Origin of the sequence: Actinocrinis sp. (assembly GCF_035605935.1) — a bacterium.
Classification (GTDB): Bacteria; Actinomycetota; Actinomycetes; order Streptomycetales; family Catenulisporaceae; genus Actinocrinis.
Map to the genome: position 1 here is coordinate 16,693 of NZ_DATNGK010000014.1, position 18,766 is coordinate 35,458.

An 18,766-nucleotide genomic window follows, 5' to 3' on the forward strand; every position below is an offset into this window, starting at 1 on the left:
TGCCGAATGCATTTTCCAGATCGCGTCCGGAAACTATTTCTCTGTGCTGATCCTGTTCGTTGCCATACTCAGCGTCAATGGGGCTGAGCTGCGGTATCGGCGACATATAGGCACTGGCAGGAAACTGTCAGCCAGGACTTGTTGACGCTGGGGCCGCGTTTATGGAATAGCCTCAGGAATCGGAACGGAAAGCGGTGTACGAATTGGACGTGGTGATCAGCGGCAGATGCAGGTCGGCGTCCGGGTCGCTGACCCTGAACTCGACGATCACCCGCGGATAGAACGAGATCGTGCCGAGGATCGCGTAGTACCGGTCCAGGTCGAACAGCAGCTGATAGACGCCGGGCTCGATCGGCGATCCCTTCCACAGCGCGAGCAGCCCGTCCGGTCCGGTGGTGCCGCTGGACACGTCCCGCCACCCACCGTCCGCGTGCGCGCGCAGCAGGACCCCGACGTCCGTCGCGGCCACCCCGTTCGCGCAGTCCACGACATGCACCGAGAGCTTCATCCGACTACCGCTTCCCGCCCGTGCGATTCCCTGCGCCGAGCGTGCGCCGCTGCGGTATCGGCTCGCCATCGCCGAACGCAGCTGAGCGCGCCGAAACGGCCGCGCCGATAGCGCAAGCAATAGCGGCGTGAGACCGTCCGGGAAGCGCGATGATAGCCACCGGGCGAAAAGTCATGACCAGAAGGAACAGCAGCCCGCCGCGGCCCGGATCGCGGCAGCAACCGCTAAGGGGATGGGTCATGACGATCAGCGGAACGCGACGCACCTTTGCCGGACTCGCACTGCTCACCGCGGTGACCCTCGGCGCGGCCGCTCCGGCGCTGCAACACGGCGGCGCGGTGGCGCGCGCCGATCAGCAGCCCTCAGCCACCAGCGCGGCTCAGTCCTGGGACAGCTCGCAGGGCACGCCGGTCAGCGCGCTGCCGTGTCAGGGCCCGGACGCTGACAACAACCCGGCCTGCTGCCCCGGAGCGAACAACACCAACTGGGGCTGAGCCCAGGCGCTGGAAACCCGGTCTGAGGGTGCCCTGCGCCTGACGACCGAAAGCGCCGCCCAGCACGCCGAGACCGAGACCGGCGCTAATTCTTACCCACGGCCTACGCGGAACGGTCCGCTCGCTCTGCCTGAGTGGACTGCCAGGCACCCACCCGGACCGCGGCCATGTTCTCCTCAAGCTCCTGCGACAGCTCGACCGTGCCCTCGAGCCGCAATTGGGCAAGCAGATCGTGCGCGCAGTGCCACACGTCCAGCGCATCGGCCGGCTCAGCCGCCGCCCGGTGAATGCGGCCTCGGACATCCAGCGCCTTGACCCGGTAGAGCGCCGCGCCGATCTCGTCGAACGTACACACCGCGTGATCGGCGTACCGCGCCGCCGAGTCCAGATCGGCCGTCTCCAAAGTGACCTGAGCCAGCGTCAGCGCGATGCGGCCGGCCACCATTCGCTCCCCGGCCTGTACGGCCAATTCCTCGGCCTCGGTGAGCACCTGTATTGCGTCTTCGTACTCGTCGCAGCGCAGGTGCACCGTGCCCAGACCCAGGAGCGCATAAGACTCGCCGACCGGGTCACCGGCTTGGCGCACAGCCTCAAGTACCCGACGGTAGGCCTGCGCGGCGCCCGCCATTTCGCCGCGGCTCAGCAGCAGTTCGCCGAGCCGGTGCTGCACCTGGGCGCCGACCCGGCGATTGCCGACCTCGTCGCAGATGGTCGCGGCCCGAGCGAGCAGCCGATATGCCTCGTCCTGCTCGCCGTAGTCGAGCCGAACTTGCGCGATGTGCTGCAACACATGCGCTTCGGCCACCCGGTCCCCGACGACCCGGAACGAGGCCAGCGCCTCCTGCCAGCGGGAGAGCGCCGACTCCAGGTCGCCGTTCATGTGGTCGAGAAACGCCATGTTCCGCAGCACCAGCGCCGCGCCGTGCCGGTCGGCGAGCCGTTGATAGGCGGCGTATGCCTGCTCGAATTCGAGTGCGGATTCCTTGGTGCGCTGCTCGAACATGTGCAGGGAACCGAGCGAGTACCGCATCGCGGCCTCGCCCCAATCGTCGCCGGCCCGGCGCGCGGCCTTGAGCGCGAGCTCGTGGGTCTCACGCCAGTCGCTGAAATAGCCGTGCGCCTCGAACAGCGTCACCGCGTTCAGCGCGAGGTCCCAGGCGTGTTCGGCCATGCCGCCGGCCGCGGCCTGCCGCACCGCGGCGACCAGGGACGCGCGCTCAAGGTCAAGCCACGCCAGCGGATGCTCAAGCAGCCGATCGACCAGAGTCTGCGGCAACTGCCACCGGCTCGCCCCGCTCGGCCGCTGGAGGTAATCGCCGGCGTACTCGCGCCGGTGCGCCTGCGAGGCCAGTTCCAGCAGCGCGCCGAACCAGCGCTCCAGCGACTCGCGCCGCTCCTGCGCGCTCTCCTCGGCCAGCCGCTCGCGCGCGAAGGGCCGCATGATGTCGTGAAACCGGTAGCGCACATGCCCCGGCGTGGCGCCCGGTTCGGTGTCGACGAGGTAGGCCTCGGTCAGCGACTCCAACGCTTCCTGCGCACGCAGCACGTCCACGCCCAGCAGTGGAGCACCGACCCAGGACGCGAAGTTGGGCGCCTCCAGCAGGGCCAGCCGGCGAAAGAGGGTGCGCGCGTCCGGTTTGAGCCCGTCGTAGGTGAGCGAAATGCTGGCGCGCACCTGCATCGCGCCGTGGTTCAGCTCGTCGAGCCGGTGCGACTCGTCGACCAGCCGGTCCACCAGGTCCGCGACACTCCAGTGCGGCCGCGCCGCTAAACGCGCGGCGCAGATGCGCAGCGCCAGCGGCAGGTCTCCGCACAGCTCGCACAGCTGCGCGACCGCCTGCGGCTCGGCCTCGATCCGCGCGGCGCCGACGATCCGCGACAGCAGCTCCATCGCGCTGCGCCGGCCGAGCGCCCCGATTTCGAGCCGCCCTACTGAGGGCAGGCCGGTCAGCCGCCGCCGGCTGGTGACGATCACCGCGCAGCCGGCCGTTCCCGGCAGCAGCGCGGCGACCTGTTGCTCCGTCATGACGTCGTCGAAGACCAGCAGCATTCTGCGACTGCTGAGCAGGTCGCGAAACAGCTCCGCGCGCTCTTCCAGTCCTTCGGGCAGCACCGGGCCGCTCACCCCGAGCACCCGCAGGAAGCGTTCGAGTATGTCCGCGGGGCTGACCGCGCGATCCCCGGCCCGCAGCCTGGCGAACAGCTGGCCGTCCGGGAACGAGGGCGCCAGCAGGTGGGCCACGTGCACCGCGAGCGTCGTCTTGCCCGCGCCGCCCTGGCCGACGATGACCCCGACGCGCACGGCACGCTCAGCGTCGTGCGGCGCCTCCTCGCCGCCCACCTGCTTCATCAGCAGCCTGACCACCTGGCCGCGTCCGGTGAAGTCGGGGATGTCGGCCGGCAGCAGACTGGGCGCGGCCCGGCGGGCCGGCGGCTCCGGCTGAGCCCGGGTCGGCGGTGCAGCCGCGGGCCGGGTCCCGAGCGCGGGCTGCGGTGCGGCGGCGGGTGGATCGCCGGCCGCCCCGGCCAGCATCTCCTGGTGCAGCCGGCGCAGTTCGGGCCCCGGCTCGATGCCGAGCTCATCGATGAGCACTTCGCGGGTGCGGCGGTAGACCTCCAGTGCTTCGGCCTGCCGCCCCGAGCGAAACAGCGAGGTCATCAGCAGGGCCCTGAGCCGCTCCTGCAGCGGGTGCTCTTCGACCAGCGCCGTGAGCTCGCCGATCAGGTCGTGGTGCCGTCCCGCCTTCACCGCGCAGTCCAGGCACTCGGCCAGCACGGCGAGCCGCCGCTCGTTGAGCCGGGTCACCGCCAGCTGCACCACCCGGCTTTCGATGTCGGCGAGCGCCAGGCCGCGCCATAAGCTCAGTGCGCGGCGCAGCTCGGTGGTGGCCCTGGAGGGGTCGCCGGCTTTCAGCGCGCTAGTGCCCTCGGCCACTCCCGCCTCGAACCGGTGCAGGTCGAGCGCCCCGTCCTCCAGCCGCAGCAGATAACCGGGCAGGCGCGTCTGGACCGGGTCGCGTCCGGCCACGGCGAAGATCCGGCGGCGCAGGTTGGAGATGCAGATCTGGATCTGTCCGCGCGCGGTCGCCGGAGGGTCGTCGTTCCAGACGGCGTCGATCAGGCGCTCGACCGGAATCACCCGGTTCGCTTCTAGCAGAAGCATCGCGAGAACGGTGCGCTCGCGCGGGCCGCCGAGCTGGATGTTCTCCCCTTCAATGCAAACCTCCAGCGGCCCGAGAATGCGAAACTCCACCGCGTTACCCCCTCGTTGAAGCGCCGTAACTCGCGAGTCTGCGCCCTGTTCCTCAATAGGGCACACCCGGGTCAGAGCACGCGGCAGCAGCGGCATCCGACCGATTCCTCGGCCCGCTCGACGGCGACACGCAGTAAGTATTACGACACGCCGAGCACATCGTCCAGGGTCAACTTTCTGATGAAGCAGGCGTTTTAGACACACGCAGGAACGCCTTGGTGGGGCGGCGCGAAAGCCGCGAAAGACCGCTGCGACCGGGCGCGGGAAGCCGCCGCGCCGCGGATGAGCAGACCACACGGCAGCGCACGGTCCGCGCGAAATAACAATGGTTTGACTCAGCCGGATCGCCCCGCTTCAAGAATGGGAGCGCTCACTCATTGCCCAGCCCTCGCCGGGTTCGTCGGCTGAGCGGCGCATTCGTGCCCGAAAGGGCAATTCTTCTTGCCCTAGGCCGACGGCTCAGATAGCCGGAAGAATCGCTCTATTGAGCTATAAGCAGTAAGGGTCATTCAGCCGGTTCGACGCCATTCACCGCGACTGCCCGCCCCGCGCTGCGGGGAGGCGCCAGCTACCAGACAGCTATCGGTGGAGCGCGCTGACCCCGCGTACCACTTCGGATCTGACGATGAAGAAGATCGAGGCGCAGTACTGACGCACCGCCGTCGTGGATTTCTCTGGTCCAACCAGTTGACCAGCACACCAGTGCGGGCCATGCTGTGCCGCATGACGGACAATCAGGCGGCCGAGGCGCCGATCCGCCGCGAATCAGTCTCCGATCAAGTGTTCGCGCGCCTGCGCGACCGATTGCTCAGCGGTGAGATCCCTCCGGGCGCGCCATTGCTCGGCGAGCGCGACCTAGCGGCCCAGTTCAACGTGAACCGGCACGCGATCCGTGAGGCGCTCAAGCGGCTGCATCAAGCGCGGCTGATCGAGATCGCGCACGGCGGCCGTACCGTCGCGCTGAACTGGCGGCAAACGGCCGGGCTGGACCTGGTCATCAGCCTTCCCGGCGCCGGAGAGGTCATCAGCGTGGACGGCGCGCAGCGCGACACGCTGGAGATGCGCGCCTGCATCGGCTCTGATGCGGCGCGGCTGTGCGCCATGCGCGCCGCGCCGCAGATGCTCGAGTCGATCGTCGCCGCGGCAACGCAATACGGCGAGCGCGGTCCGGACCTCGACGAGCTGGCGGTGGCCGATATCGCCTGGTGGCGACTCGTCATCGAGGGCTGCGGCAATCTCGCCTACCTGCTGGCCTTCAACAGCTTGGTCGGCGGCGCGCTCGCCTTCAGCCACACGCCGAAGGACCAGCGCACCGAGGAACTTCTCGACGTGCGCGGCCGCATCCGCCTCGCCCGGCTGATCGCCGAGCGCGACGCGGCCGGGGCGCAGCGGCTTGCCCGCGATCTGCTTTCCCGCAGCATCCCGCCGCTGCCCGGCGACCCTGTACTAAGTAACAACGCGCTGAGTAAGAACGCGCCGAATGAGAACGCGCCGAAGCAAACCGCGGCCGACGCGGCCGGTGCGAGCGCATTGGAGGCGCGGCCGTGATCCCGGTCATCGAACTGGCGATACCGCTGTTCCTGCTGCTGATCGTGATCGAGGCGCTGTCCTACCGTTTCCTCCCCGACGACGAGGAACGCGGCTTCGAGGCGCGCGACACTGCCACCAGCCTGTCGATGGGCGCCGGCAGTCAGGTGGTCGGGTTCCCGTGGAAGATCGTCACGGTCGTGGTCTACGCGGCGGCGTACACGGTCACGCCGCTGCGGCTGTCCACTTCGTCGCCGTGGACCTGGCTGCTGCTGTTCTTCGCCGATGATCTCGCCTACTACCTCTTCCACCGCGCCCATCATCGAATCAGGGTGCTGTGGGCCAGTCACGTGGTGCACCATTCCAGCCTGCGCTACAACCTCTCGACCGCGCTGCGCCAGTCCTGGACGCCGATGACCACGCTGCCGTTCTGGCTTCCGCTCGCGCTGATCGGCATCGCGCCGTGGATGATCCTGCTGCAGCAGTCGATCAGCCTGCTGTATCAGTTCTTCCTGCACACCGAGCGGGTGGACAAGCTGTGGCGGCCGGTCGAGTTGGTCATGAATACTCCCTCGCACCACCGTGTTCATCACGGCTCCAACAGCGCCTATCTCGACCGCAACTATGGCGGCATCCTGATCGTGTGGGATCGGCTCTTGCGCACCTTCGAGCCGGAAGGCGAGCGGGTGACCTACGGCCTGACCAAGAACATCGGCACGTTCAATCCGCTGCGCGTCGCGTTCCACGAGTTCGCCGCCATCGGGCGGGATGTGCGGGCCGCCGCCGGCCTGCGCGACCGGCTCGGCTTCGTGTTCGGTCCGCCCGGATGGTCCCCGACGCCGAGGCGCGGCGACACGGCCGCCCTCGCGCCGCCGCCACCGCGGCTCTCTACATAATTTCGCCGACTCGCCGGAAAAATGTAGACTTGACGTGCGTGGTCGTTCGCGCCGTTCGAGGCAGGTCGAGCCAAGGAGTGTCGCGCGGGTCATGTCCGACGAGAGCGCGATCGTGCCGTCCTACAGCCGCCGGCAGCAGACCGGCGTACGCAGCGCGCGTTCCCTGTTGCTGACTGTCTTCGGCGAGTACGTGCGGCCGGCCGGCGTACCGGTGTGGACCTCGACGCTGTTGCACGTGGCCTCCGGCCTGGGTATCGAGGAGAAGGCGGCGCGGCAGGCACTGAGCCGCCTAGCCGCCGACGGGTGGATGGCCGCGCAGCGCGACGGCCGCCGAGCACAGTGGGCATTGACCGAGCACGGGCGCACCCTGCTGACTGAGGGCGCCGAACGCATCTACTCTTTCGGCCGGGAACGCGACGCGTGGGATGGGCGCTGGCTGGTGCTGCTGGTCAGCGTCCCGGAAACGCAGCGGGATCTGCGGCACCGGCTGCGCAACGGGCTGACTTGGGCCGGACTGGGCAGTCCGGTGCCCGGAGTGTGGATCAGCCCGCACCCCTCGCGGGAAGCTGAAGCGAAGCAGGTGGTCGAAGGCCTCGGGCTACACGCGGCGGCATTCTCCTTCACCGGCCCGTTCGCCGGGGTCGGCTCGGAGCGCAGCATGGTCGAACAGGCCTGGCACCTCGGCGAACTCGCCGAGGCTTACGAGCAGTTTCTGGGCCGGTTCGCCGGACTGCGGCCGCGCTCTGTCGACGAGGACTGCGCCGACGAAGAGCGCGCCGACGAGGTGCTGTTCGCGCAGATCCGGCTGGTCGACGAATGGCGCCGCTTCCCCAGGCTCGACCCGCAGCTGCCGCTCGACCTGCTGCCCCCGCACTGGATCGGCCTGCGCGCGGCGAACGTGTTCGATGATTTACACCGGCAATGGCGCGCCGCGGCGCAGGCGCGCTGGACGCAGCTCGCCGCCGACGCCTAGGGCTCGTTCCTAATGTGCTGAGTCAGGACACTAGCCGCTGCGCACTGCCGCAGAGTGCTGCGACTACCCCTCCGGCTTGAGGTTGTACACGCGGGCCGCATTTCCCGCCAGGACCAGCGCCGCGCTCTCCTCGTCGGGACAGAGCGCTGCGATGGCGCGAGCGTTCTTCGCGATGCCCGGCACGCCTGGCCAGTCCGTCCCGAAGATCATGCGGCGGGTCAGCCGGTTCCAGTTGTGCTTGGCGTAGTACTCGCGCAGCCGGGAGGGCGGCAGGCCGGACAGCTCGATCCAGACGCGCTCGTTGGACAGCGCCATGAACGCGGCCGCGTCGTACCACCAGCCCCGGCCGCCGTGCGCGAGCGCGATGTTCAGGGTGCGGAAGTCGCGCAGCACGTCGTCGAGCAGAATCGGGTCGGCGAACTTGTTCATGGAGCCGGGGAAGGTGCTGGTACCGCAGTGCACCACGAGCGGTATACCAGCAGCCTGGCACACCTCGAACGCGGGGTAGAGGCTGCGGTCATTGGCCGCGACGCCAGCGTGTACGGGATGCAGCTTGCATGCCACGGCGCCGAGATCGAGCTGGCGGCGCAGTTCCTCGTCGATCGGGTAGTGCAGGTGCGGGTTGATGTTCGCGATCGCCTTGATGCGCGCCGGGTTGTGGCCGGTCAGTGGCAGCAGGTCCTCGATCGGCTGAGTACCGGTGACTTTCGGGCTGTACTCGGACAGCAGCAGCGCGACGTCGACGCCCTCCTCGGCAAGGTAGGCGTCGAACCGCGCCGGGTCGACCGTGCCCTGCCCGTCGTAGACCCGGTCCAGGAGCTCTCGGTCACCGAAGTCGTGGGCCCACGTCTTCCACGCCGGCTTGAGCGTGGGCAGCCGCGCCGCGTGCAGGTGTACGTCGATCAGGGGTCGGCCGTCGAGCATCAGGTAGCCACCTCGGGTGCGCTCACTGGATCAGTAGATCAGTATCCACGCCGCACGTCATTGCGCTGCGCCGCCCTGGATCGGTTCGGACAGCAGCCCGGCGGCCATGGCGCGCAGTTCGACGCGGCGTACCTTTCCGGTCGCGGTGGTGGGCAGCGCCTCGACGAAAACCACCCGCCGATGCCGTCGAGGATGTCGATGCCGAAGTGCCCGGTCCAGCGGTGGTACAGCGTCCGCGCTCGCGTCCTCCACACGAACACCACGAAGCGTCAATAGTTCGTAGAGTATTTGGCCAGGCCCGGGTTGCCGCTTGCGCGGGAGGCGGTACTACAGAATGCTGAGAAGACCTGTACCACCGACCGGGGAGGGAACCATGAACAGAACGCCGATCCGAGGCCGCGCCCGGCGCGTGGCATCCGTGACGTTGATCGCGGCGGCGGTCTCCCTCGCCGCCCCGGCGATGGCCTCCGCGGCCACCCACGTGAACGGCATCCAGGGCACCGGCCACGCCGTCCACGTCAACGGTATTCAGGGCACGGGCAGTGTGGTCAGCCCCGACGGCATCCAGGGCACCGGCAAGTAGTCGATCAGCGCTCGATCATGAGCACCTCGCCGCGCCCGGCGCTTGCTGGTTCGGTCATCGCCTAGGGCCCACGAGGGCTGAAGATTTCTTCCGGCGCAGCGATGAGTTCGCGCCTGCTCGCCGGTATGTACCGGCATGCGTACGAACACAAAGCCCGGTTGGGTCCTCGCCCTGACCTCATGCGCCTCATTCATGGTGCTGCTCGACGCGATGGTGGTGACCACCGCGCTCAACACCATCCGGCTCGATCTCGGCGCCACGATCGAGCAGCTGGAATGGACCATCAACGCGTACACGCTGTCGTTCGCGGTCCTGCTGGTGCCGGCTTCCGCGCTCGGCGACAGATACGGCAGGCGGCGCCTGTTCGTCATCGGTCTGAGCGTCTTCACGCTGGCATCCGCCGCCTGCGCGCTTTCGCCCGGCATCGGCGCGCTGATCGCCGCCAGGACCGTTCAGGGCGTCGGTTCCGCCATGGTGCTGCCGCACGCCATGGCGCTGCTGGCCGCCGCGTACCCACCCGAGCGGCGCGCCCGCGCCCTGGGCTTCTTCTCCAGCGTGTCCGGTCTGGCGACGCTCGGCGGCCCGCTCGTCGGCGGAGCGATCGCACAGGGCGGGTCCTGGCAGTGGATCTTCTGGCTGAACATACCGATCGGCGCCGTGCTGATCCCGCTGGCGCGCACGCGTATCCCGGAGAGCACGGCGCCGGCCGGCCGATTGGACGTCGGCGGCCTGGCCCTGGTCACGATCGGTGCGCTGGGCCTGGTGTGGGGGCTGATCAAGGGCAACGCGCTGGGCTGGACCAGCCCGCAGGTGCTCGGCTCGCTGGCGGTCGGCGCGATCGGGCTGGCCGTATTCGTGGCCTGGGAGCTGCGTGTGGACCGGCCGATGCTGCCGATGCGGCTGTTCGCGCGGCGCGGCTTCGCGGCGGGCAACGCCAGCGGCTTCCTGCTGTACACCCCGATCTTCGGCGTGATCTTCCTGATGGCGCAGTTCTTCCAGGTCTCCGAGCACACCGGGCCGCTGGGCGCGGGACTGCGCACGCTGCCGTGGACGGGCATGCTGTTCCTGGTCGCGCCGGTCGCCGGCGCGCTGATCAACCGGGTCGGCGAGCGGCCGCTGGTGATCGCCGGGCTGACCGCGCAGGCAATCGGCTTCGGGGCGCTGGCGCTGCTGGTCACCGCCGACCGGCCCTACCCGCAGCTGATCCTCCCGTTGATCGTGGCCGGCTGCGGCGCGTCGCTGGCCATGCCAGCGGCGCAGAATGCAACGCTCGGCTCGGTACCGCGTGAATCGATCGGCACCGCTTCCGGCACGTTCAATACGCTGCGGCAGCTTGGCGGCGTCCTCGGTGTGGCCGTTCTCGCGGCGGTATTCGCCGCGCGCGGCGGGTACGCGTCCGCGACGACGTTCGCCGCCGGTTTCCGACCGGCGCTACTGGTCGCGGCATTGCTGAGCCTCGCCGGCGCGGTGGTCGGCGGGTGGATACCGGGGCGGCCGGTAGTCTCCGAAGTGGCGGCCCCGACGGTGCCGCAGCAGGCAGCCGCGAAGGCACGGGCGGGCGCGCGATGAGCGCCCGATCCGCGCTCCGGCCGAGGAGCGAGGAGCCGGGCGTGTCCGACCGCTTCGCGGAAGAGACCGACGCACACCGCCGCGAGCTGCTGGTCTACTGCTATCGCATGCTCGGTTCGCTGCACGACGCGGAAGACTTGGTGCAGGACACCATGCTGCGGGCTTGGCGAGCCCGGGACAGTTACGACAGCGAGCGCGCGTCGATGCGCACGTGGTTGTACCGGATCGCGACCAACGCCTGCCTCAATGCCCTGACCAGCACGCAGCGGCGGGTGCTGCCTTCGGAGCTCGTCGAGCCGGCGAGCGAGCTTGAGTGGCCGCTGCCCCGGCGAGACGAGGTTGCGTGGCTCGAACCGATTCCGGGCGCGCTGATCGCCGATCTGCCGCAGGATCCGGCGGCGGTCATCGCGGCGCGCGACAGTGTGCGGCTCGCGTTCGTCGTCGCGTTGCAGCAGTTGCCCGCCCGGCAGCGAGCGGTCCTCATCCTGCGCGACGTCCTCGCGATCCCTGCCGCGGAGGTGGCGCAGACGCTGGGCACTTCCGTCGCCTCGGTAACCAGCGCGCTCCAGCGGGCGCGCGCCCAGCTGGCGCGGCTCTCCCCCGCGCAGGCCACGACAACCGCGCCGACCGATGTGGAGCAGCGGGCGATCGCCGAGAAATACACGCAGGCGTTCGTAGCCGGCGACGTGGCGGCGCTCACCGCGTTGATGCGCTCGGACGTCGAGCTGGAAATGCCGCCGTTCGACACCTGGTACGCCGGCCTGGCGACCGTCTCGGCGTTCCAGGCCAGCCGGGTACCGCCCAACCGGTACCGGGTCCGGGTCATCGGCGTGAACGCGTCGGTTGGAATAGCCGCCTACCGGACCGATGGGTCCGGCGGCTTCGCCGCTACCCAGATTCAGCATCTGACGATCGAGGACGGGTCCATCACGCGGATCGTCGCGTTCGTGGACCCCGATTTGTTCCCGCTGTTCGGCCTGCCGACCGTCTGGCCACAGTAGTCTGATGAACGCCTTCACCGTGACCGGCCTCGCCACGGCGGCGCTGCTGGAACGATCACTCTCGTACGCGCTCGGCTGCGTCAACGAGGTGACGCCTGCGGATCTCGCGAATCCCACGCCGTGCGCGCAGTGGGATCTGCGTGCCCTGTTATGGCACGTCAGCGACTCTCTCAGCGCTCTGATTGAGGGAGGTGCCTACGGCAGCATCCAGCTTGGCGTGCCGGCCAACAGTCCCGATCCGCTGGCTCAGTTCCGTGGCCGCGCGGCCGCGGTACTCGGCGCGTGGAGCGATCCGGCGATGCAGCGGCCGATCAAACTCGGCGACGCCGCGCTGCCGCCTGCCGTCGTCGCGAGCGTGGGCGCTTTGGAGATCGCGGTCCACGGTTGGGATATCGCGCGCTCTCGCCGCGCTCCACGGCCGATCCCCGAATCGCTCGCGGCCGATCTGCTGCCGCTCGGCCCGCCACTCATTGGCGCGGCCGGGCGCACGGCGATGTTCGCGCCGGCCGTGCGCGTGCCGGACACAGCGAGCGCAGGCGACCGGCTGTTAGCGCTCGTCGGGCGACAGCCGCACGGCTGAGCCGCCGGCCGTGGGTCGGCGAGCGGCCATCCGGGGGAACGGCCGGGCGAGTGTCCCGGGCGGATGTCAGCGCGCGGTGCAATGCTGAGCGAGTCTGGGCAGCCCCGCCCGAACATCCATCCTCGCGGGCTGCCTCCGTATCCGGTACGCGGAGGTTTTGCGCATGCTCACCACGGATTTCATCGCCGGGTCACCGAACTGGATCGACCTCGGCTCCCCCGACGTCGCGGCGTCGGCCGCCTTCTACACGGCGCTGTTCGGCTGGGAATTCCAGGACGCGGGCCCCGAGGCCGGCGGCTACGGTTTCTTCTCCTTCGGCGGCAAGACGGTCGGCGCGGCCGGCCAGCTCGAGGAGGGGGCGGCGCCCTCCTGGACGGTCTACTTCAACACGCCCGACGCGAACGACACCGCGAAGGCGGTCGAGGCCGCCGGCGGCACCGTCCGGGTTCCGCCCACCGACGTCTTCACCGAGGGCCGGTTCGCGGCCTTCACGGATCCGGGCGGCGCGCAGTTCGCCGTCTGGCAGCCCGGCGACACCAAGGGTTTCGACGCCGTCAGCAGTCCCAACACGCTGGCGTGGACTGAGCTGTACACGCCCGACGCGGCCGCCGCGAAGCGGTTCTACGCGGACGTCTTCGGCTGGAGCGTCACCGACAACGACATGGGCGGCGGCATGGTTTACACGACCGTGCGGGCCGCGGGCGGCGGCGAGAACGCCGATCAGGGCGGGATCATGCAGATCAGTCCCGAGATGGCGGCCGGCGGCACCACCCCGCGCTGGGGCATCTACTTCGAGGTGGCGGACGCCGACGCCATCGTGGCCAAGGCGCGCGAAGGCGGCGGCATGGTCCTCATGGGCCCGGAGACGATGCCTGGCATCGGCCGCATGGCGCATCTGCTCGACCCGCACGGGGCGCCGTTCGCGGTGATCGCGAGCGAGAACCCCGCGTAGACAACGCTTTTGGGCGTCCCGGCCACGGATCATGGCCGGGACGCCCGCGCGAGCGGGTCAGGCTTCTGTCACTGGAGCGGAAGGCCGCCGCACGCGCCAAGCTGCGGCCTGAGGCCTCCTGCGCTCGCCTTTGCCCCGGTGGCCGTCAGCTTGATGTTCAGCGTCGCGTGGTACGCGGCGACGGCAGTGAACGTGTTCTGCAGCCCAGGCGCCGGCTCGACCCCGCACGCCTCCGCCTTGTACCAAAGACCCTGTGCGTCGGTGTTCTGCATCGCGTAGCTCTCCTCGGAGCCGGCCTGTGCGCAGCCGGTCACATCGAAGATCACGGCCAGGTCGGCGGAATCGTCGCCGAAGGCGGTCCAGCCGGTGATCTTCCAGGTTCCGGAGCTGTGCGGGCCGATCACCAGGGGCACGCTCTGGGTCAGGTGCCCGAGGGCTACGGTGCCGCCGGTCAGGTTCAGGGTGCACGAGGTCGTGTTCTGCAGGGTCGCGGTCACGCTGCGCCCGGGTGCGATCGGTCGTGCGCTGGGCTTCGGGCTGGCGAAGGCGGCTCCGCTCAGCACGCCGACCGACCCGGCAGCCGCCGCCCCGCACGCGACAAGCAGCAGGCTCTTGCGCATGAGTGGTCCTCCTCAGTGTTTTGCCGTCCAGCAGATTCGGACTCGCAGCCTAGGAGAACCGTCCGCGCCGAACCCGCTTCCACGCTGCCTGGCGAGCATCTCTGCCCGTTTGTACCTTGAAGTTCGCCCGACCGATCACGGCGATCCAGCGCGCGGTGTTTAATCAGAGCGTTGTGTTGATCAGCGCGCGGTGTTGATTCAGCGAACCGTGTTGGGTCCGCCGCCGGCCCGGCGCAGCAGATCGGCGCGCGTCGGCAGGCCCTCCCAGTCGCCGTGCGTGCCGACGGTACACGCGGCGGCGATTGTGCCCCAGCGCAGCCGCTCGATGAGGGGACGTCCGTCAAAGCGCGCCGCGAGGTAACCGGCGGTAAAGCTGTCTCCGGCGCCGATGGCGTCCACGACGCGCACCGGAAGAGCCGGTTGCTCTGCCAAGTCGCCAGCCGCGGTCGCTACGAGTGCGCCGGCGGCGCCCCGCTTGACCACCACCTCGGCGGGCCCGCGCGCGGCCAGTTCGCGGGCCGCGCGGTGCGGATCCGTCTCCTCGGTCACCATGGCGAGTTCGTCGTCCCCGACGAAGAGCAGGTCGATGCCGGAAAGCAGCTCCTTGGCAAAGGCTGCCGCGCCGGCGCTTCCCGGCAAAGTGCCGCGATAGTTCACGTCGAACGAGATCGGGATCGACGCCTGCCTTGCCGACTCGACCAAGACGCGCACGGCCTGAGCGCCGCTTTCGCTCAACGCCGGGGTGATGCCCGTGAGGTGCACCAAGTCAAAACCCTGGTTCACCGCGAGCGCGGCCTCGATGTCTGCCGGGCAAAGGCGGGATCCGGCGCTGCATTCCCGGTAATAGCTGACGCGGGTGTAATCGGCCGTCCTGAGCTCGCGGATCATGAAGCCGGTCGGCCGCTCGGGATCGACGCGCGCGAATCGGGTGTCCACTCCCTCAGCGGCCAGATCGCGCAGCACGCGGGCGCCGAGTTCGTCCTCCCCCACGACCCCGACCCACGTCGCCGCATGGCCGAGGCGGCGCAGTCCGATCGCGACGGTGGACTCGGCGCCCGCTGTGGAAAGCCGTAACTCGCGCGCGGTGCGCAGCGGATCCCCGACCTCGGTGACGGCGACGCCCATCGTCTCGCCGATCGTCAGCATTCTGCTCACAGGTCACAGCCCACAGATCACAGCGCCGTTATCGCTACCGATATAACCACGACCGTCCTTCGGCCACGCTGCCATCATCGTGCCGCCGGATTGCGGCGCGCCACTCGTAGCCGCGGTCGGCCGTCTGGGCGGCGACGCGCGAGATCGCCTTCGCACAGCCCGGACGGCAGACTTGTCGTAGTCGATCCGAAAGGACTGCCGTGCAGACACGCCGCTTCGAGGGCCGCACCGCGCTGGTGACCGGGGCTTCTTCCGGCATCGGCGCGGCCACGGCTCGCCGGTTCGCGGCCGAAGGCGCGGCCGTCTTCCTGGTCGACATCGCCGACGAGCCCGGCCTTGAGGTGGCCGAGTCGATCACCGCGGAGGGCGGCGCGGCCGAGTATGTCCACTGCGACACGTCGAGCGGCGCCGACTGGGCCGCGGTGCACGAACGCGTCCGCGAGCGCTACGGCCGCCTCGATGCGCTCAACCACAACGCGTACTACTTCAAGTCGGCCAAGCTGCTCGAACTGGAACCGGCCGACTGGCACCGCCAGCTCGACGTGGCGGTGACCGGCGCGTACTACGGCATGCGCACCTTCCTGCCGATGCTGCAGCAGGTCAGGGGCAACGCGGTGCTCACCTCCTCCGTGCACGCGAACTTCGGCCTGCCCGATCATCCGGCATACGCGGCGGCCAAGGGCGCGCTAGTATCGCTGGCCCGGCAGCTATCGGTCGAATACGGGCCCGAAGTGCGGGTGAACGCGCTGGTGCCGGGGCCGATCCTGACTCCCGCCTGGGATCGCATCGACGAGGCCGCTCGCGCGCTGAGCGTCGCCGCGACCCCCGCCGGGCGACTCGGCCGTCCCGAGGAAGTCGCCGCGGCGATCGCGTTCCTGGCCTCCGACGACGCTTCGTTCATCAGTGGCGCGAGCCTGGTGGTGGATGGCGGCTGGAGCGTGGCGAAGGCCTCGGCCTAAGGGCGAATATCCGGCTCCTAGTAAAGGGTCGCGGAACTTTCACGGTAATCAGCCCTCTTATCCTCCGCTCGCATCTTCGCGGGCAGCCTCCTCAGCCGACCGCGCTGTCGAACAGGTAGACCCGGCTTGTCGCGCGAAGGAATCGGTTGACGGCCGAGACGCGCGGGTCTATCTTCAGTCGAACCGGTTCGACGAATCGGTTCGACGCACGATTCGACACCGGTTCGACGCGGAATTCCGGCAGGTTGCCCGGCCGGATCGCTCAAGCAGCGCAGTACCTCCACGTGCACGGCTCAATGCGACCCAAGCTCGTTAGAGAAAGAGAAAGTCAATGAAGACTGTCCTGTCCAGGCGACGCCTGGCTGCCGCGGGGCTCGCGGCGGTCACGCTTGCCACTACCGCCACCGCGTGCAGTTCTTCCTCGTCGAGCACGGGCTCGACCGGCTCGGCCGCTTCCGGCACCTACACCATCTGGGACCCGTACCCGCAGTACGACAACTCCTCGGCATGGGTGCAGTTGCTGACCAAGTGCGGTACGTCCGCGGGTGTCACGGTCAAGCGCACCGGGTTCGACACCACGGATCTGACCAGCAAGGTGTTGCTCGCCGCGCAGCAGGGCAAGGCACCGGATGTGCTGATCGTGGACAACCCGGTCGTCTCGACACTGGCCGAGGCCGGCGTGCTGACGGACACGTCGGCTACCAAGGTGGACACCTCGGCGATCGAACCGAACCTGCTAGCCGCCGGGCAGCTCAACGGCAAGACCTACGGCACGCCGATCGGCGCCAACACGCTCGCGCTGTACTACAACAAGAACGTTCTGCAGGCGGCCGGAGTGGATCCGGCGAGTGTGAAGGACTGGGCCTCGCTGAACACGGCGCTGGCGAAGATCAAGACCGCGGGCAAGAAGGGGATCTCGATCTCCGCGATCGGGACCGAGGAGGGCACCTTCCAGTTCCTGCCCTGGTTCTGGGGCGCGGGGGCGAACCTGACGAACCTGTCCTCGCCGCAGGCCGTCGACGCGCTGAACCTGTGGACCACGTGGCTTAAAGATGGGTACGCGCCGAACGCGGCGTTGCAGGACACGCAGACCACCAGCTGGCAGGAGTTCGCGACAGGGCAGGTCGGGTTCGCGGAGAACGGCACCTGGCAGCTGAGCAACGCGAAGAAGGCCGGGTTCCCGTACGGGATCATCCCGATTCCGGCGATGAACGGCGGCACTGCGCCCGCGCCGACCGGCGGCGAGTTCGTGACCGTGCCGGTGCAGGGCGACACCGCGCGCTACGCCACGAGCGAGAAGCTGGTTTCGTGCCTGAGCAGCGCGGACAACGCCTACACGACGGACACGGCGCTGGGCTACATCGGCGCCACGCAGGCCGTGCAACAGAAGCAGAGCGCTGATAGCGATCTGGTGCCGTGGATCCAGGCAGTTCAGGCTGCCAAGGGCCGCACGAGCGACAACCTCGGGACGAAGTACCCGAAGATCTCCCAGCCGTTGTGGACCGCGGTGCAGGCCGCGCTGTCCGGTTCGGCCAGCCCCAGCAGCGCGCTGCAAACCGCGCAGAACTCCGCTGCCTCGGCCAAGTGACCGGCACGGTGTGAGAGTTCTTCGATGAATGACACGACGCAGACGGCGACGCAGTCTGTGCGTGGCCGCGGCGGGGCGCACAGCACCAGCGCCCCGCCCCCGGCGCGCGCACCGCGCCGCAGCGCCCCGCGCCGCCACTCGATCCGCACCAGCCAGTGGGCCGCCTGGGGATTCCTGGCTCCGGTCACCGCATATCTGGCGGTGTTCTACGCCTATCCCATGTACAAGAACCTTGACCTGAGCCTGCGCGACTACACCGTGATGTCCTTCGTGCACGGTGGTGCGCCGTTCGCGGGCCTGGGCAACTACCGCACCGTGTTCAGCGATCCGACGTTCGCCCCAGCGCTGATCCACACGATCGTGTTCACGGCTGCCTCGCTCGCCTTCCAGTTTTCCTTCGGCATGGCCCTGGCGGTGTTCTTCCACCAGCACTTCCGCCTCTCCGCCACCCTGCGCGCGCTGTTCCTGGTGCCGTGGCTGCTCCCGCTGATCGTGTCCGCCTCGACCTGGTCGTGGATGCTCAACAGCGACTCAGGGGTGGTCAACTACGGGCTGCACCTGCTGGGCATCGGCCCGGTCGACTGGCTCACCTCCCCGCACTGGTCGCTGATTTCGGTGGTCATCGCGAACATCTGGATCGGCATCCCGTTCAACCTGGTGCTGCTCTACAGCGGCCTGCAGTCGATTCCGCAGGGTTTGTACGAGGCCGCCGCCCTCGACGGGGTCAACGCCTGGCAGCGCTTCCGGCGCATCACCTTCCCGCTGCTGCGCCCCGTTTCCGCGATTACCCTGCTGCTCGGGCTGATCTACACCCTCAAGGTGTTCGACATCATCTGGATCATGACCCGCGGCGGACCGGTCGATTCCTCCACCACCTTCGCCACCTGGTCCTACCGACTCGGATTCGGCAACCTGCTGCCCGCCTTCGGACCCGGCGCCGCCGTCGGCAACCTGCTGGTCGTCGTCGCCCTCGCCTTCGGCCTGATCTACATCCGCACCCAGCGCACGGCCGCGGAGGTTTGACATGAGTGCTCTCACAACGACCCGTGCTCCGCGTGCCGCCAGGATCGCATCTCGCTCCCGGGGCCGCAGGCGGTCCGGGTGGAAGACGGCTGTGGGTGTGCTACTCACCGCCGTCATGCTCTTCCCGGTCTACTGGATGCTCAACGCCTCCTTCACCCGCG

General features: G+C 69.0%; 17 protein-coding genes. 12 read left to right on the plus strand and 5 right to left on the minus strand.

Annotated features, from left to right (window positions below):
• Window positions 1-172 precede the first annotated feature (172 nt).
• Complete coding sequence (locus VN779_RS01115; protein ID WP_325719223.1) at window positions 173-508, minus strand: hydroxyisourate hydrolase; 336 nt, start codon at window positions 506-508, stop codon at window positions 173-175.
• Between the two features lie 239 nt (window positions 509-747).
• On the opposite strand from VN779_RS01115, the gene VN779_RS01120 reads away from it, so the two are divergent.
• The gene (locus VN779_RS01120) at window positions 748-1,002 is read left to right on the plus strand and encodes a hypothetical protein (protein WP_325719225.1); all 255 of its coding nucleotides are present in this window, start codon (window positions 748-750) and stop codon (window positions 1,000-1,002) included.
• A 103-nt stretch (window positions 1,003-1,105) separates the two neighbouring features.
• Here VN779_RS01120 and VN779_RS01125 read toward each other — a convergent pair whose 3' ends face one another.
• Complete coding sequence (locus VN779_RS01125; protein ID WP_325719227.1) at window positions 1,106-4,255, minus strand: AfsR/SARP family transcriptional regulator; 3,150 nt, start codon at window positions 4,253-4,255, stop codon at window positions 1,106-1,108.
• 723 nt (window positions 4,256-4,978) lie between these two features.
• Here VN779_RS01125 and VN779_RS01130 point away from each other — a divergent pair.
• The 3 genes from VN779_RS01130 (at window position 4,979) to VN779_RS01140 (ending at window position 7,651) form a co-directional block, all read left to right on the plus strand.
• Window positions 4,979-5,803 (plus strand): FadR/GntR family transcriptional regulator, encoded by an 825-nt coding sequence (locus VN779_RS01130; protein WP_325719229.1) that lies wholly within the window; start codon window positions 4,979-4,981, stop codon window positions 5,801-5,803.
• On the plus strand, window positions 5,800-6,678 hold the full coding sequence (locus tag VN779_RS01135) for a sterol desaturase family protein (RefSeq protein WP_325719231.1): 879 nt from the start codon (window positions 5,800-5,802) through the stop codon (window positions 6,676-6,678). Before VN779_RS01130 ends, VN779_RS01135 begins: the two co-directional genes overlap by 4 nt.
• Before the next feature lie 91 nt (window positions 6,679-6,769).
• Window positions 6,770-7,651: a PaaX family transcriptional regulator C-terminal domain-containing protein gene (locus VN779_RS01140; RefSeq protein ID WP_325719233.1), complete on the plus strand. Its 882-nt coding sequence runs from the start codon at window positions 6,770-6,772 to the stop codon at window positions 7,649-7,651.
• A 63-nt stretch (window positions 7,652-7,714) separates the two neighbouring features.
• Here VN779_RS01140 and VN779_RS01145 read toward each other — a convergent pair whose 3' ends face one another.
• Window positions 7,715-8,575 carry an amidohydrolase family protein gene (locus VN779_RS01145; protein ID WP_325719235.1) on the minus strand — a complete coding sequence of 287 codons (861 nt, stop codon included), beginning with the start codon at window positions 8,573-8,575 and terminating at the stop codon, window positions 7,715-7,717.
• A gap of 373 nt (window positions 8,576-8,948) precedes the next feature.
• Between VN779_RS01145 and VN779_RS01150 the strand changes: the two genes are divergently transcribed.
• The 5 genes from VN779_RS01150 (at window position 8,949) to VN779_RS01170 (ending at window position 13,260) form a co-directional block, all read left to right on the plus strand.
• A complete protein-coding gene (locus VN779_RS01150; RefSeq protein ID WP_325719238.1) occupies window positions 8,949-9,158 on the plus strand; it encodes a hypothetical protein in 210 nt (69 codons plus the stop codon).
• A 135-nt stretch (window positions 9,159-9,293) separates the two neighbouring features.
• A complete protein-coding gene (locus tag VN779_RS01155) occupies window positions 9,294-10,727 on the plus strand; it encodes a DHA2 family efflux MFS transporter permease subunit (RefSeq protein WP_325719240.1) in 1,434 nt (477 codons plus the stop codon).
• Window positions 10,724-11,728: a sigma-70 family RNA polymerase sigma factor gene (locus VN779_RS01160; RefSeq protein WP_325719241.1), complete on the plus strand. Its 1,005-nt coding sequence runs from the start codon at window positions 10,724-10,726 to the stop codon at window positions 11,726-11,728. The genes VN779_RS01155 and VN779_RS01160 overlap by 4 nt, the downstream gene beginning before the upstream one ends.
• A gap of 4 nt (window positions 11,729-11,732) precedes the next feature.
• Window positions 11,733-12,308, plus strand: a complete 576-nt coding sequence (locus VN779_RS01165; RefSeq protein WP_325719242.1) for a TIGR03086 family metal-binding protein — start codon at window positions 11,733-11,735, stop codon at window positions 12,306-12,308.
• Between the two features lie 163 nt (window positions 12,309-12,471).
• The gene (locus tag VN779_RS01170; protein ID WP_325719244.1) at window positions 12,472-13,260 is read left to right on the plus strand and encodes a VOC family protein; all 789 of its coding nucleotides are present in this window, start codon (window positions 12,472-12,474) and stop codon (window positions 13,258-13,260) included.
• A gap of 68 nt (window positions 13,261-13,328) precedes the next feature.
• On the opposite strand, the gene VN779_RS01175 is transcribed toward VN779_RS01170, so the two are convergent.
• Together VN779_RS01175 and VN779_RS01180 are read right to left on the minus strand one after the other, a co-directional pair.
• The gene (locus VN779_RS01175) at window positions 13,329-13,880 is read right to left on the minus strand and encodes a hypothetical protein (RefSeq protein ID WP_325719246.1); all 552 of its coding nucleotides are present in this window, start codon (window positions 13,878-13,880) and stop codon (window positions 13,329-13,331) included.
• 198 nt (window positions 13,881-14,078) lie between these two features.
• Window positions 14,079-15,026, minus strand: coding sequence for a sugar kinase (locus tag VN779_RS01180; RefSeq protein ID WP_325719254.1), 948 nt, complete (start codon window positions 15,024-15,026; stop codon window positions 14,079-14,081).
• Window positions 15,027-15,235: 209 nt separating this feature from the next.
• On the opposite strand from VN779_RS01180, the gene VN779_RS01185 reads away from it, so the two are divergent.
• The 3 genes from VN779_RS01185 (at window position 15,236) to VN779_RS01195 (ending at window position 18,605) form a co-directional block, all read left to right on the plus strand.
• Window positions 15,236-15,994 (plus strand): SDR family oxidoreductase, encoded by a 759-nt coding sequence (locus tag VN779_RS01185; RefSeq protein WP_325719248.1) that lies wholly within the window; start codon window positions 15,236-15,238, stop codon window positions 15,992-15,994.
• A gap of 331 nt (window positions 15,995-16,325) precedes the next feature.
• Window positions 16,326-17,582: a sugar ABC transporter substrate-binding protein gene (locus VN779_RS01190; protein ID WP_325719250.1), complete on the plus strand. Its 1,257-nt coding sequence runs from the start codon at window positions 16,326-16,328 to the stop codon at window positions 17,580-17,582.
• 24 nt (window positions 17,583-17,606) lie between these two features.
• On the plus strand, window positions 17,607-18,605 hold the full coding sequence (locus VN779_RS01195; RefSeq protein WP_325719252.1) for a sugar ABC transporter permease: 999 nt from the start codon (window positions 17,607-17,609) through the stop codon (window positions 18,603-18,605).
• The last annotated feature ends 161 nt before the right edge of the window (window positions 18,606-18,766 follow it).

Bases quoted from the DNA above. Each gene is read 5' to 3' on its own strand.
- VN779_RS01115 (WP_325719223.1), bottom strand. From the start codon at position 508: ATGAAGCTCTCGGTGCATGTCGTGGACTGCGCGAACGGGGTGGCCGCG.
- VN779_RS01120 (WP_325719225.1), top strand. From the start codon at position 748: ATGACGATCAGCGGAACGCGACGCACCTTTGCCGGACTCGCACTGCTC.
- VN779_RS01130 (WP_325719229.1), top strand. From the start codon at position 4,979: ATGACGGACAATCAGGCGGCCGAGGCGCCGATCCGCCGCGAATCAGTC.
- VN779_RS01140 (WP_325719233.1), top strand. From the start codon at position 6,770: ATGTCCGACGAGAGCGCGATCGTGCCGTCCTACAGCCGCCGGCAGCAG.
- VN779_RS01145 (WP_325719235.1), bottom strand. From the start codon at position 8,575: ATGCTCGACGGCCGACCCCTGATCGACGTACACCTGCACGCGGCGCGG.
- VN779_RS01150 (WP_325719238.1), top strand. From the start codon at position 8,949: ATGAACAGAACGCCGATCCGAGGCCGCGCCCGGCGCGTGGCATCCGTG.
- VN779_RS01155 (WP_325719240.1), top strand. From the start codon at position 9,294: ATGCGTACGAACACAAAGCCCGGTTGGGTCCTCGCCCTGACCTCATGC.
- VN779_RS01160 (WP_325719241.1), top strand. From the start codon at position 10,724: ATGAGCGCCCGATCCGCGCTCCGGCCGAGGAGCGAGGAGCCGGGCGTG.
- VN779_RS01165 (WP_325719242.1), top strand. From the start codon at position 11,733: ATGAACGCCTTCACCGTGACCGGCCTCGCCACGGCGGCGCTGCTGGAA.
- VN779_RS01170 (WP_325719244.1), top strand. From the start codon at position 12,472: ATGCTCACCACGGATTTCATCGCCGGGTCACCGAACTGGATCGACCTC.
- VN779_RS01175 (WP_325719246.1), bottom strand. From the start codon at position 13,880: ATGCGCAAGAGCCTGCTGCTTGTCGCGTGCGGGGCGGCGGCTGCCGGG.
- VN779_RS01180 (WP_325719254.1), bottom strand. From the start codon at position 15,026: ATGCTGACGATCGGCGAGACGATGGGCGTCGCCGTCACCGAGGTCGGG.
- VN779_RS01190 (WP_325719250.1), top strand. From the start codon at position 16,326: ATGAAGACTGTCCTGTCCAGGCGACGCCTGGCTGCCGCGGGGCTCGCG.
- VN779_RS01195 (WP_325719252.1), top strand. From the start codon at position 17,607: ATGAATGACACGACGCAGACGGCGACGCAGTCTGTGCGTGGCCGCGGC.